Source organism: Bacillus sp. 1021 (assembly GCF_014534735.1).
Classification (GTDB): domain Bacteria; phylum Bacillota; class Bacilli; order Bacillales; family Bacillaceae; genus Bacillus; species Bacillus siamensis.
The window spans coordinates 307957-320698 of the sequence record NZ_JACVSR010000002.1 but is presented as its reverse complement, the minus strand read 5'-3'; the positions used below and the strand labels follow the sequence as shown (position 1 = coordinate 320698).

The following is a 12742-nucleotide window of genomic DNA, read 5'->3' as shown; positions in this document are numbered from 1 at the left end:
CATAAGGAAGGTGTGCAAATATTATGACTGAACCGGCCCTGATATTGAAAAATGTTTCTAAAACCATCAATCATACTCCGATTGTACAGTCAATTTCTTTCGATGTGAGAAAAGGTGAGATTTTCGGCCTTCTCGGACCGAACGGCTCGGGGAAAACCACTATTTTCAGAATGATCGTACAGCTTATTAAAAAAACGGAAGGAACCATTTCGTTCAGGGGCAGACCGGACAGCGACTTTGAATATTTTATGAATCATATCGGGGTTATCATCGAAGGCCCGGACATGTATCCGAATATGACCGCTTTGCAAAACCTGAAATATTTCACCAGACTGCGGAGCACCTCGCTGAAAACGGATGACCTCATGAATATCCTTGCAAAAGTCGGATTAGAGCAGGCTGCCCGTAAAAAAGTGAAACATTTCTCATTGGGTATGAAACAGCGCTTGGGGCTCGCTTATTCTCTTCTTCACAATCCCGGGTTATTAATTCTGGATGAACCGATGAATGGCCTCGATCCTAAAGGAATGAGAGAATTGCGCACCATTCTTTCTGATTTAGCGAAGCAAGGGGTTTCTATTTTATTATCAAGCCATTTATTATCTGAAATGGAGGAAATTTGCGACAGAGTTGCCTATATCAAAAAGGGCCGGATTTTAGGAATTGAAGAAATGAAGAAAAGAAATGACCCTGCCCAGAAAAAGCTGTTTACCATCACGGTCAATCACTCTGAAAGGGCGAAAGAAATTTTGGAACAGGAAGGTATTCTTCAAGTAAAGCAAAAAGACAGCCGCATCATTGAATTGGAAGCGGAAGAAGATACCATCCCGTATGTCATTAAATCTTTGGCAGAGAAAGAGATTCTGATTTCCCGCGTTTCTGCAAGAACTCTGTCGTTAGAAGAAAAATACATGATGATTACAGATCAGGAGGACGCGGTATGAGCATATTTCATCTGGCGCAGAACGAATTCATAAAAATAACCCGAAAAAAAAGCACGCTTTTATCTCTTTTTTTCCTGTTTCTCATCGTTTTGCTGGCCGGCCTTATTATGAATCATGAGTTAGATGCTTCCTCGGATAACAATTGGAAGGAACGGCTTCTCGCCGAAAAAAAACAGGAAGAAATTGATAAACCGGCTGAAACGACAGGCGTTTATTATTCTGCTGATGTTAAGAATAAAGACTATTATTTAGAGCATAACATCAACCCCTATGAATGGAGCGGCTGGAGGTTTTTCGGCACGGTTACTTCAAACGGACTTGAGATTTTCGTAAGCTTAACCGCGATTTTAACCGTCTGCGGGGTTGTTTCTAAAGAGTTTGCCCTTGGGACGATTAAGTTTATCGCCACAAGCCCGAACCGAAGATGGCGGATCTTAGCATCAAAATTTCTCGCGTCCCTTCTGTTTACCGGTATGGTTTATTTGTTTTACTGTGTGAGCTGTTTGCTGATCGGCGGCGTGTTATTCGGTTTTTCCAATGCTTCATATCCGCTCGTCTATACTCATTTAAATGACAGTCTGTATACCATCAGTTCCTTAAAAGCATCCGGGATCATCCTTCTTTTGCGTTTCATTTCAATTATAAGTATTGTCACCATCGCGTTCACTTTGTCAGTATTGTTCAAAAGTCAGGCTCTCTCCCTTTGCTTATCCGTTTTACTGCTGTTTGCCGGCAGTATATTGGGCGGGACAGATTTGCTTGCTCAATTTACGTGGTATAAATTCACACTATTTCCGCATTTAAATCTCGTTGCTTATGTAAATAAAAACGCGGGTGATGCAATTTCAACGTTAAACATTCCCTATTCCGTGACGGTTATAGCGATCTACTTTCTTATTTGTTTATTGATTTCTTTTTCCGTCTTTCAAAAGAGAGACATTACAGCATAGACAGAGAGGCGGCGGCATAATGAGCGGACGGCAGAAAATATTGACGGTCCAGCAATTTGCCGCTGACCTTTCCTTGATCCATCGCTAATGGATTCAAATAACCGAAGCTCCCGCTGCTTCGCTGCTGAAAGCGTAGAAATTCCCGCCCTTCCTGTATAAAAAGAGCGTCATCGAATCGAAGAAATTTCATAATGGCTGTGTATTTCGCAACGGCATCAATGTGATACTTTCTGCACTCGGCTAACATTAAACCTGAGAAAGCAAAGTCCGATGTTTTGTACCATTTTGTGAGAAAAGGCTGTAATTCTTTCATTTGCAAATAAGAGACGGCATAAAGGGCATCCGCCTGTTCTTCCTGCATGCCGCCCGGTGCCGTGAGCAAATCGGCCTCCCGTTTCATTGCGGTTTCTAAGAAAACGATCAGCTCTTCCGGGGTCACCGCCCCAAAATAAGCTGCTAACACCATGAGGATCATAGAGGCGGGCTCTGATTTCAGTTCCTCTTGTAAACCGCGGACCATTTGTTCATGTCCGTTATGAAAAAAAATGCTTTTTGCGGCATCCATCCTGCGGTAAACATGATACGCATACGCGAACAGGACGGGGTGGCATTCATGCGTTTTTTCTCCGAAATAACGGTCTAGGAATAGAATAACTTCTTCTGTATCCTTTCTGCTTTCAAAATGATGACATGCCGCTAAACCGCAAAACAGGTGCATAAGGTCATCAGCTTCCATTTCTTCCGGCTGCAGCTGAAGGTTCTTCCAAAAACCCAGCAGCCATTCTTCTGTTTTTTTTATATTAAAATGTCCCTTTACTATCTGCATGTTCCACACTCCAGATTCAGAATCTCAATCGCCGGCAGAAGAGCCGGAGCACAATGAATGGATGGATTCCCGTTATTTATGTAATGAAGGGCTGCTTGACAGCCATAAAAAAAAGGATCAATACACGATTGGATCAATAACATAGTGCAAAGCTGTTTCATTTTTCGGCTGCTGAGACAAAACACAAGCCATTTTTGAATGGAAGCCTTCAAGCCGGGATGAAGCTGATGCTCCCCCTTATTCAAATGAAGAAGACAGTACTCAATAAACTCAAGCTCGTTTTCAGCTGTTCTTTTCCATGCGTCGCGGAGCAAAGGCTGAAACATCGAATTTTTGTAAAAACGGACTTTTTCCTGATCAAATGGCATTTCCAGTTCGTTCAGCAAACCGACTAATTCGGCGTATTTAAAATAAGGCCATTCTTTTTTTATAAGATATCCGTTTTGCAATCCATGACGTATGATCTGATCATCCGCTTGCAATCCCTGCTTCTTTTTATAAGTTTTTGATGTTAAATAGATATGAATCAATTCATTGACTATGGCCGTATTACAGTGAAACAGATCCTCCCAGCATGACTTATCAACGAAGGCTGCCGCAATCCTTTCAATATGTTCTTTTAGAGCCGAAGAATGGCTCGTCTTCCTGTAGTATTTGCAGAAGCCGGCAAACAGCTGAATGCTCTTCATATCCGGAAGCGATTGTTCAGCAAAAGATAATAAAAATTGATCTGTCTCTTCAGCTAATCTGTTCAAGTTAATCGTTCCTTTCTGCTCTAAGACAAGCATGCGCGGCACCCGCGGCGACGAGTGTTGTATGGTAGCAGTGTTTAAACACATCTTCTCTTTGCTGTTCACCTTTCAAACCGGGTTTATGTTGATAGGTGATGCTCGGGATATTCCCTTCTTTCATTCGGCCCTGAAATATTTTATTCCAGGCTGCCTCATAGAGCGGTTTATGATTTTCTTTTTCCATGTCGATATGTAAAAAAGAGCTGCACATCAATAATTCACTGGTAATATCTAAATTCTCAAGACATATATAAATCCCGAGAAATTTCAGGACCTTTTCTTTTAAGGAAGGCAGATGATACTCTTTATCTGTAAGCGAAGAACATCCCATATCTGTTATATAAAAAATCGTATGAGTTATACTGTACGCATCATGGTCAGTCATATATGTATTTGGGATATTTTGACCGGCTGCCGTGTAGCAATATAAATCAGAAAAATCCGGCATTTCTAAATTTACGCCTGCTCTTTGCAGACTGTACTTCAGATCCATTTTTCGAAAAGGAATTTTAGCAAGGCTTTCATCAAAACGAGACGCCGTGAATTTTTCCAGCTCCCATATCACTGAAGCCCGTGTCGGGTGATCAGTTAAGACAAGAAATTCACCTGCAATAGCCAATCCGGCAAGGCCGTCCGGATCAAAATGAATAAATTCTTCAAGCTGATCATTACGGAGCCTTTCTGTAATAAATTCCGTTAAAACAGCAACTTCCTTATCATCTGCCTGATTTCTAATCAGGTAATTGGTAAGAAAAATAAGCTCTATAAATGTTTTAAGCCGCCATCTGAAATCGTTCGCTACTTTATGATTCATATCAAAATAATGGATATTCTCAACAATCCATGACAGTGCTCCCCGCTTAATTTCTCTTATATACTCCTGTGTCAAACTCTCACCGCCTTTTCTAAGATGCGTAGGTTCCAAACGGATGAATCTAATTCTGAACGGCTAAATCATTGAAATTCAAATTCGGGTTTTGATTGTCTTCTTGGCTCGGTACTACAAGCACCCAGCCGCTCCAAGCAAAGCTATTGCCTGATTGCTCCGCATCTCCGGCTAACAAATGTGTCGGGATCGTGATTCTTTTTTCCTCTTTTATTTTTTTAAAATTCATATCTCCATCTCCTCTAGTTTATAGAATTATTTGGAACCTACAACAATATATTAATCAAATAAGGGATAAATTGTAAACTAGTTTTAGAATAACGATTCTTTTTTCACTATAACTAATTAGTATATAATTACTAAAAATAAAAAAGCCCGGACCTAGTCCAAGCTTTCCTGCGTACCGAACACCTTCTCATTCCGTTCCAGCATTCGGGTCAGATTTTTTTCAAATACCATTTCTTCTTCCGGCGATAATCCGGCTGCATACAGGCGGCCGCTGCGTTCCTTCAGTTCGGTTAAAAGTGACAGCATTAAGTCCTGCACGGTAATGTCCGTTTGCAGCAATTCGCTTAAGGAAGCCATCGTTTCAGGCCGGATGTCGGGGTACACGCCTTTTGTGTCATTGCTTTTGTCTTTTAAAGCGGCTTGATAGAAACGTCTGATCAGATCGGCGCGTTCGCTTCCGCTTTTATCAGCGCAGAGGTAAATCTGAACTGCGGTTCCGCCCCGCAGGCGCCTTTGTGAGATTCCCGCGAATTTCCGCCCGCCGATGCTGAGATCATAGCTGCCCGGACAATACGATCCTTTAATTTCATATGCTTCAATTTCAGCATTGTACGAACGCAGCATCCGCCGCACCAGCTCCGTCATCGCCTCGTAGCCTCTGTCGATGTCGATGCCTTTTTTCTCGTCTTCAAAAATAAGCGAGATATTCAATACGCCTTCATCAAGAACGACCGCGAGGCCTCCTGAATTGCGGACAATTACACGATAGCCTTCGTCCTCCAGCAATTTCACGCCGTCCTCTAAAAACGGCAGGCGTGTGTCCTGAATGCCGAGCACGATCGTCCGGTGGTGCACCCAAGAGCGTGCTGTCGCAGGCGATTCCCCTTTGCCTACGGAGGCGCACAGCGTATCATCCATTGCGAATGACTGCTTCGCATCAAAATAAGGACCGAGGCTGGATTGGTCAATGATTCTCCAGCTCGGCTGCATCAATAAATCAATCGGTTGCTTTCCCATCTATATTAAATCCCTTTCGTCATAGGCTCTCCATGCATTTATTATATCATTCCGCTTAAGATGATTGAAATTGACTTTTCAAAAGAGCGATGAAGATTTCTTTGTTTTTTGTGTTCTCCATAATGGAAGATTGAATGATAGACAGTTTCCGTTTTAAGGAAAACCCTTTGATCTGAAGCACGGAAATGCTGCCGTGAAGCAGATCCTTTTGCAGTACGCTTTTTGACAGAACGGAAAGACCCATTCCGCTGATCACAGCTTCCTTGACGCCCTGGTTGCTGCTGATCGTCATCATGGATTTCGGCCGCAGTCCGTTTGAATGCAGGACATGATCCAAATACTCCCTCGTCCCCGAACCCTTCTCCCTCGTCACCCACGCTTGATTTTGCAAGTCGGTCACCGGGATGTTTTTTCTGCCGGCGAGCGGGTGTCCGTTAGGTGCGGCAATGCATAATTCATCCTCCATGAACGGCTGAATGTCGAGCTCGTTTTTCCCCGTATGTCCTTCTATTAATCCGATATCGGCTTGAAGCATCCGAACCGCTTCGCTGACCTCCTCCGTGTTCCCGATCATGACATCAAGGTTCAGTTCGGGATACTCGTCATGAAGCTTTGCAAGAAGCGGCGGCAGAATATATTCGCCGATGGTAAAGCTCGCGGCGATTTTGAGCTTCCCTTTGACATAATGATGATGGGCGTAAATTTCGGTTTTCGCCTGCTCGTACAAGAAGACCATTTGCTTGGCGCGCTGATAGAGAATGTCCCCCGTCGGCGTAGTCGTAAAGTGCTTCGGGGAGCGGTTCAGCAAGGCGGTTTGGAATTCTTTCTCCAGATTTTTAATGTGAAGGCTGACGCTCGGCTGAGAAATCATCAGCTTCTGCGCCGCTTTTGTAAAGTTTTTTTCTTCGACGACGGCAATGAATGTTTTCAATTCCCCATAATACAAAAAGCATCGCCCCTTATCATTATTTTTTCTAATCGTTTAGATCATATGAATATATTTTACTAATGATTAAGACCGCAGTAAAGTGGAGTTATCAACCTAATGGGAAGTGACTGAGATGAAGATAGTAAAGGGTGTTTCAGTTACCGCAGGAATTGCGTTTGCGGCTTTCTATGCCAGCCGTCTGCCGTTTTTAAATTTGCTCGGAATGCTTGTCCTCGCGATGCTGATCGGAATGGTCTGGCGCGCCGTTTTCGGACAGCAGGCGGCATTGGAGCCGGGGATTCGATTCTCAAGCAAATACTTGCTGAAAGCCGGCATTATCCTGCTTGGCATGAGACTGAACTTGACGGATATCTATCATGCCGGCTGGCACGTATTTGCAATTGCCGTCTGCTGTATGATGGTTGCGGGTGCGGTCGTATACGGACTGTCCCGGCTGTTCCGCATTGATCAGACACTCAGCATGTTAACAGCCTGCGGCACAGCGATCTGCGGGGCGGCTGCCATTGCCGCGATCGCGCCGCAGATCAGGTCAAACGAAAATGCGACAGCCATCAGTGCAGCCGCCGTTTCGTTATTAGGAACCGTTTTTACTGTTGTATATTCTCTTTCTTATCATGTATTGGGCTTTTCTCCTGCTGCTTACGGCGCCTTTTGCGGGGCAACGCTTCATGAGGTGGCGCATGCGGCGGCGGCCGGAAGCGCCGGAGGAAAAGCAGCCGTCGAGATGGCGGTGATCGTCAAGCTGACGCGGGTCGCGCTGCTCGTCCCGGCCGCATTCATGCTTGGAATGCGGGCGCGCCGCGGCGGGAAATCAGAGACGGTCTCTGCTTTTTCACTGCCGATCCCTTGGTTTATCTTCGGATTTCTCGGAATGAGCGCCATCCACACATCAGGCATCATTTCCGCCGCGCATTCCGCGTTTCTTGTTCAAGTGTCCTATGTTTTAATCGGCATGGCAATGGCGGGTCTCGGTTTGAACGTTCATATATCGGCGTTTCGTCATAATGGCTGGCGGGCGCTCGCGGCTGGCTTGATCGGCTCTCTCTGTTTATCGCTGTTCGGCTGGGCCGCAGTGGCTTTCTTTCTATAAAAAAAGCCGGCCTTCTTAAAAGGCCGGCTTTTTCCGGATTACAGCGCTTGAGCAGCCGTAATTAACGCAAGATTGTAGACGTCTTCCGCATTACATCCTCTGGAAAGATCGTTTACAGGCATATTTAATCCTTGCAGAATCGGTCCGACCGCTTCAAAGCCGCCTAAACGCTGAGCAATTTTGTAGCCGATGTTTCCTGCTTCAAGGCTTGGGAATACAAATACATTCGCGTCTCCTTTAATGTCGGAGTCCGGCGCTTTCTTCTCCGCAACAGCCGGCACAAATGCAGCGTCAAATTGGAATTCGCCGTCAAGCGTAAGCTCAGGCGCTTTTTCCTTCGCAATTTTCACCGCTTCTGCCACTTTTTCCGTCTCATCAGATTTTGCCGATCCTTTTGTAGAGAAGCTCAGCATGGCAACGCGCGGGTCAATATCAAACATTTGAGCCGTATTGGCGCTTTCAATGGCGATTTCGGCAAGGTCCTGGCTGTCAGGGGCAATGTTGATCGCGCAATCAGCAAACACATATTGCTCGTCACCGCGGGCCATGATGAAGACGCCTGATGTTTTTTTCACGCCTTCTTTTGTTTTGATGATTTGCAGTGCAGGGCGCACCGTATCGGCAGTAGAATGTGCAGCTCCGCTGACAAGTCCGCCCGCGAGACCTTTGTACACAAGCATCGTGCCGAAATAGTTTTCGTCTAACAAAGCTTTGCGCGCCTGTTCTTCCGTCGCTTTGCCTTTGCGGCGTTCTACGAAAGCCTGAACGAGTTCTTCCATGCCTTCATATGTATGCGGGTCAAAAATGTCAACGCCGTCAAGTGTAAGATTTAATTCTTTCGCTTTTGCTTGAATGTCTTCTTTATTGCCGACTACGATCGGCTTTAATACCTTGTTGACCGCCAAATTGTTGACCGCAACCAGGATACGTTCGTCCAACCCCTCAGGAAATACGATTTTCACATCTTTTCCTGCTACTTTTTCTTGTACTTTTGTAAATAAATCTGCCACGATATACCCTCCTCTATGTTGACAAAAAACGCTTACTTTTACAGCATACTCTTCTTCCAGCTAAATTCAAATAACCAACTTCTATTATAGCGCTTTCAATAAGAAATCTTATTTTTCTAACTAATTTAACTGACGGGTAGTTTACGGCTTAGTTTCTGATACAAGGGGTGGGATTATTCAAGGTTTCTCCACAGCCGAAACGGTTAAACTGTGATATAGTGAAGGCATCAATGAAAAGATATAGGAGTGAAGATACATGAGTGAGCAAAAAACGAACGAGGCCGCACAAACGCTTGACGGCTGGTATGCGCTTCACGATTTCCGCACAATGGACTGGACGTCATGGAAGCAGTTATCCAGCGATGAGCGCCTGTCGATTATACACGAATTTACGGGACTGCTTGAAAAATGGGGCGTCGCCCAAAAAGAAGGCAAAGGCTCGCAAACCATCTACAGCATCGTCGGACAGAAAGCTGATTTTATGCTGATGATTCTTCGCCCGACAATGGAAGAGCTGAACGAAATCGAGCTTGAATTTAATAAATCAAAGCTTGCTGAATTTACAATCCCGGCTTATTCTTACGTGTCCGTGGTAGAGCTGAGCAACTATCTGGCAAGCGGAGAAGGCGATCCGTATGAAAATCCGCATGTCCGCGCCCGCCTGTATCCTGAGCTGCCGGAAGCGAAATATGTCTGCTTCTATCCGATGGATAAGAGAAGAAGCGGAAATGACAACTGGTACATGCTTTCTATGGATGAACGCAGAAACCTGATGAGAAGCCACGGCTTAATCGGACGGAGCTACGCAGGCAAAGTCAAACAGATTATCACGGGATCTGTCGGTTTTGACGATTATGAATGGGGCGTCACGCTCTTCAGTGATGATGTGCTTCAGTTCAAAAAGCTTGTCTATGAAATGCGTTTTGACGAGGTCAGCGCGCGCTACGGCGAATTCGGCTCATTCTTTGTCGGAAACCGACTGTCTCTCGACACGCTTCCGAAGTTTTTGCACGTGTAATAAGTTGTTAAAGCCTGATTTTAAAAATCAGGCTTTTTTTCAAAAAACCATTTACAAAATATTGAATTCTTTGTAAAGTTTACTTTACGTAAAGCGAACTTTACTTGCCGAGCAATTGTTGCATCGAAATGAGGTGAAATATGTGTGAAAAATCGGTTAAAAGAAATGAGACAGAGGCATTCTTATTCACAAGAAACTTTAGCCTTGAAATTAAAAGTGTCCAGACAAACGATCATTTCAATTGAGAATGGGAAATATAATCCCTCGCTGCCTTTAGCTTTGAAAATAGCAAAGATTTTCAGAGAAAGTGTAGAGAATATATTTTTGTTAGAGGAGGATTAGAAATGAAGAGAAACTTTTTTTTAATATCATTTGTTTTTTTTATTATCGTCTCAGGAGCTTTCATCATACTATCAATCTTTACACAAACAAAACTGCCCTCAATCACTTTTTCTACGTTAACTCTTTCAATCATAAGCTATGTTCTTTGGTCAACCTTCGCATCCTTATCGCCAAAAAAAGATGAACGGATAAAGTTTATAATCCAGAAGAGCCTGGCTCATACTGGCATGCTGACTTTCATTTATCTTTTTATCTTCTTGACTATATTTTATTTTAGATTAATCAACCTGGACAAAGAACAAATTTTACTCCTATTTTCCTCGTTAGTTATAAGTACAGCGTTTTTATCAATCCTCATTCTGAATAAGAAATACTAGCAATCAGCTTTTAATAATTAGAAATCTTCATTATCATTCCACCTCGAGACCAAGCATTAAAATCTTTCCTATTAAATTGATATTCAATTGCTCATTGATCGAACACCCACCCGCCTGTCCGGCGGTTTTTTATTTATCAGAATTTAATTAATATTTGCTGTTTTTATTATTTTTTTTTACGATGTTAAGGAAATTCCATTTTGTAAAGGGGTGCAGACAGTTGTCAAAACGAACCGCATTTATTATGGGCGCCAGTCAGGGGATCGGCAAAGCGATCGCTTTGAAACTGGCGGACAATAGCTTTCATACCGTCATTAATTCACGGGTTCCCGAAAATATTGAATCGGTAAAAGAGGAGATCCTCGCTAAGCATCCGGACGCGGGCGTCACCGTTCTGGCCGGGGATATGTCGGACCAGAAGACGAGAACCGACATTTTTGAAGACATCAGATCAAAATGCGGACGGCTTGATGTTTTGATCAACAACATTCCCGGCGGTGCGCCGGATACCTTTGAAAACTGCGATATAGAGGATATGACAAATACCTTTACGAATAAAACGATCGCCTATATCGACTCTATGAAAACGGCCGCAGCGATCATGAAGCAGCACGAATCCGGCAGAATCATTAATATCGTCGGAAACCTATGGAAAGAACCCGGCGCCGACATGTTCACCAACAGCATGATGAACGCCGCTTTAATTAATGCCAGCAAAAATATCGCCATTCAGCTTGCGCCTTTTCACATCACTGTCAACTGTCTGAATCCCGGCTTTATCGCCACGAAGCGTTATCACCAATTTGTGCAGAACATGATGAAGAAAAACGGAATTTCCGAAGCGGAAGCGGAAGCACGGATTGCCTCGGACGTTCCGATGAAGCGTGTCGGAACCGCCGAAGAAACCGCGGCGCTGGCTGCCTTTCTCGCCTCGGAAGAAGCTTCTTATATTACGGGACAGCAGGTATCGGCCGACGGCGGAAGCATGAAAAGCATATAAAAAAACATCCCGCTGTCAGCGGGGTGTTTCTTATAAACTTTATTTACCGATACAATGATTGATCGGCCCTATACTCATAACTGCCATATCTTCTGTAAGCAAAAACGCTGAGGACAAAGCCGATGAGGGTGACGGCCGCACAGATAAACCCGACAGCTGCATATCCGTATCCGACATAGACCGGACCCATGACAGCCGAGCCCAAGGTCACGGCCAAATTGGACGCCAGACTGTAAAATGCCATGATTTTGCCGCGGCGGCTATGTGAGCAATCGCTTAAAATGGTGCTGAGCAAGGTCACCGTCAGGCTTTGCATCAAGCCCCAGATGAATAACCCGATGACCAAAATCGGCATTGATGACGGCGCATAGGCGAGGCAGGCAAGCCATATGCTGATCACGGCCAATGCCGCGATCAAAGAGCGCATTTTCCCCGCCTTGTCTGCGATTTTCCCCGTGAACACGCTCATGGAAAAACCGATTCCGTACACCATGATCATCAGCCCGGAAGCGGTATTTCCCCCCGGCAGCACGCGGTGAAGATATGTGCCGAGAAAGGAATACATGCCGTAAAAACCGATCATGTTGCAGAAGGTGATCGTGAGGTATACAGGGACACGGGGCACCTTCAGCGCATCCCGGAAGGTGCCTGCCTGCCGTACGCTTTCCTCTTCTGTTTTGTTCCCGTCCGCCGTGCTACGGCGCGCCTCAATGAAAATGAGCGAAGCAACGAGGACAGACATCAGGGCGAAAATCCAAAACGTCCACCGCCAATTCAAAACGCCGCCGATAAAAGAACCGATGGGGACGCCGAAAATCAAAGCGAGCGACCAGCTTGAAACGATCAGACCCATCACCTTGCCGCGGTACGCATAAGGCACACGGTCGCCGACGACTGCATATGCTGTCGGCACAAACGCCCCCGCCGCAAGTCCGGAAAGCGCTCTGCCCAGAAAGAAGAAAAAGAGATTGGGCGCCAGCGCGCAGATCACCGTTCCGGCCGTAAAGATAAGCAGCCCCGCCATCAGACTGAGTTCCCGGGAATATTTATCGCCAAGGGGAACAAGAAGCGGTGCGCCGATAAAAATCATTACTCCGTAAATACTGATGGAAAGCGCCAGCACACTGATATCCGAGCTGAAAGCCCGCGCTAAATCCGGGAGCAGCGGGGATATCACCAGCTCTTCAGAACCCGCGGCAAATACGCCTAATGTCAAAGCAAGCGCGAGACAGACCGGAAATCGGCGTTTCATTTCAATGTGATCGGTTTGTTTGCTGTTCATGCTCTTTGAACACCTCCTCCGTAAAACTTTTC

Annotated in this window: 14 protein-coding genes; 6 read left to right on the top strand and 8 right to left on the bottom strand. The window is 45.1% G+C overall.

The features are described 5' to 3' along the window. Window positions 1-23: 23 nt before the first annotated feature. Together ICW23_RS08225 and ICW23_RS08220 are read left to right on the top strand one after the other, a co-directional pair. The gene (locus ICW23_RS08225; protein WP_188154325.1) at window positions 24-944 is read left to right on the top strand and encodes an ABC transporter ATP-binding protein; all 921 of its coding nucleotides are present in this window, start codon (window positions 24-26) and stop codon (window positions 942-944) included. Further along, on the top strand, window positions 941-1894 hold the full coding sequence (locus ICW23_RS08220; RefSeq protein ID WP_188154324.1) for an ABC transporter permease: 954 nt from the start codon (window positions 941-943) through the stop codon (window positions 1892-1894). The genes ICW23_RS08225 and ICW23_RS08220 overlap by 4 nt, the downstream gene beginning before the upstream one ends. Here ICW23_RS08220 and ICW23_RS08215 read toward each other — a convergent pair. The 6 genes from ICW23_RS08215 to cysL all read right to left on the bottom strand — a co-directional run bounded on the left by ICW23_RS08215 (window position 1884) and on the right by cysL (window position 6588). Beyond that, a complete protein-coding gene (locus ICW23_RS08215; protein ID WP_188154323.1) occupies window positions 1884-2720 on the bottom strand; it encodes a hypothetical protein in 837 nt (278 codons plus the stop codon). The two genes, ICW23_RS08220 and ICW23_RS08215, sit on opposite strands and share 11 nt — an antisense overlap. Further along, window positions 2711-3508 carry a hypothetical protein gene (locus ICW23_RS08210; RefSeq protein ID WP_188154322.1) on the bottom strand — a complete coding sequence of 266 codons (798 nt, stop codon included), beginning with the start codon at window positions 3506-3508 and terminating at the stop codon, window positions 2711-2713. Before ICW23_RS08210 ends, ICW23_RS08215 begins: the two co-directional genes overlap by 10 nt. After that, window positions 3477-4400, bottom strand: coding sequence for a DUF6895 family protein (locus ICW23_RS08205; protein ID WP_016937576.1), 924 nt, complete (start codon window positions 4398-4400; stop codon window positions 3477-3479). Before ICW23_RS08205 ends, ICW23_RS08210 begins: the two co-directional genes overlap by 32 nt. Window positions 4401-4446: 46 nt before the next feature. After that, window positions 4447-4626, bottom strand: a complete 180-nt coding sequence (locus tag ICW23_RS08200; protein WP_016937575.1) for a hypothetical protein — start codon at window positions 4624-4626, stop codon at window positions 4447-4449. Between the two features lie 152 nt (window positions 4627-4778). After that, entirely contained in the window at window positions 4779-5642 is an 864-nt protein-coding gene (gene lipL / locus ICW23_RS08195) for an octanoyl-[GcvH]:protein N-octanoyltransferase (protein WP_045926605.1), read from the bottom strand. Window positions 5643-5697: 55 nt separating this feature from the next. Next, window positions 5698-6588 (bottom strand): cysJI operon transcriptional regulator CysL, encoded by an 891-nt coding sequence (gene cysL, locus ICW23_RS08190; protein WP_016937573.1) that lies wholly within the window; start codon window positions 6586-6588, stop codon window positions 5698-5700. Between the two features lie 115 nt (window positions 6589-6703). Here cysL and ICW23_RS08185 point away from each other — a divergent pair, with 115 nt between their 5' ends. Continuing rightward, the gene (locus tag ICW23_RS08185; protein ID WP_188154321.1) at window positions 6704-7681 is read left to right on the top strand and encodes a YeiH family protein; all 978 of its coding nucleotides are present in this window, start codon (window positions 6704-6706) and stop codon (window positions 7679-7681) included. A 38-nt stretch (window positions 7682-7719) separates the two neighbouring features. Here the strand turns inward: ICW23_RS08185 and pta are convergent, their stop codons facing one another. Beyond that, on the bottom strand, window positions 7720-8691 hold the full coding sequence (pta, locus tag ICW23_RS08180; protein ID WP_188154320.1) for a phosphate acetyltransferase: 972 nt from the start codon (window positions 8689-8691) through the stop codon (window positions 7720-7722). A 256-nt stretch (window positions 8692-8947) separates the two neighbouring features. Here pta and hemQ point away from each other — a divergent pair, with 256 nt between their 5' ends. The 3 genes from hemQ to bacG all read left to right on the top strand — a co-directional run bounded on the left by hemQ (window position 8948) and on the right by bacG (window position 11428). Then, entirely contained in the window at window positions 8948-9709 is a 762-nt protein-coding gene (gene hemQ, locus ICW23_RS08175) for a hydrogen peroxide-dependent heme synthase (RefSeq protein WP_188154319.1), read from the top strand. Between the two features lie 144 nt (window positions 9710-9853). Further along, entirely contained in the window at window positions 9854-10051 is a 198-nt protein-coding gene (locus ICW23_RS08170; RefSeq protein ID WP_316936460.1) for a helix-turn-helix transcriptional regulator, read from the top strand. A gap of 597 nt (window positions 10052-10648) precedes the next feature. Further along, window positions 10649-11428 (top strand): NADPH-dependent reductase BacG, encoded by a 780-nt coding sequence (bacG, locus tag ICW23_RS08165; RefSeq protein WP_188154318.1) that lies wholly within the window; start codon window positions 10649-10651, stop codon window positions 11426-11428. Window positions 11429-11471: 43 nt separating this feature from the next. Here bacG and ICW23_RS08160 read toward each other — a convergent pair whose 3' ends face one another. After that, a complete protein-coding gene (locus ICW23_RS08160; protein WP_188154317.1) occupies window positions 11472-12710 on the bottom strand; it encodes an MFS transporter in 1239 nt (412 codons plus the stop codon). Window positions 12711-12742 lie beyond the last annotated feature (32 nt).

Bases quoted from the DNA above. Each gene is read 5' to 3' on its own strand.
- ICW23_RS08225 (WP_188154325.1), top strand. From the start codon at position 24: ATGACTGAACCGGCCCTGATATTGAAAAATGTTTCTAAAACCATCAAT.
- ICW23_RS08220 (WP_188154324.1), top strand. From the start codon at position 941: ATGAGCATATTTCATCTGGCGCAGAACGAATTCATAAAAATAACCCGA.
- ICW23_RS08215 (WP_188154323.1), bottom strand. From the start codon at position 2,720: ATGCAGATAGTAAAGGGACATTTTAATATAAAAAAAACAGAAGAATGG.
- ICW23_RS08210 (WP_188154322.1), bottom strand. From the start codon at position 3,508: ATGCTTGTCTTAGAGCAGAAAGGAACGATTAACTTGAACAGATTAGCT.
- ICW23_RS08200 (WP_016937575.1), bottom strand. From the start codon at position 4,626: ATGAATTTTAAAAAAATAAAAGAGGAAAAAAGAATCACGATCCCGACA.
- lipL (WP_045926605.1), bottom strand. From the start codon at position 5,642: ATGGGAAAGCAACCGATTGATTTATTGATGCAGCCGAGCTGGAGAATC.
- ICW23_RS08185 (WP_188154321.1), top strand. From the start codon at position 6,704: ATGAAGATAGTAAAGGGTGTTTCAGTTACCGCAGGAATTGCGTTTGCG.
- hemQ (WP_188154319.1), top strand. From the start codon at position 8,948: ATGAGTGAGCAAAAAACGAACGAGGCCGCACAAACGCTTGACGGCTGG.
- ICW23_RS08160 (WP_188154317.1), bottom strand. From the start codon at position 12,710: ATGAACAGCAAACAAACCGATCACATTGAAATGAAACGCCGATTTCCG.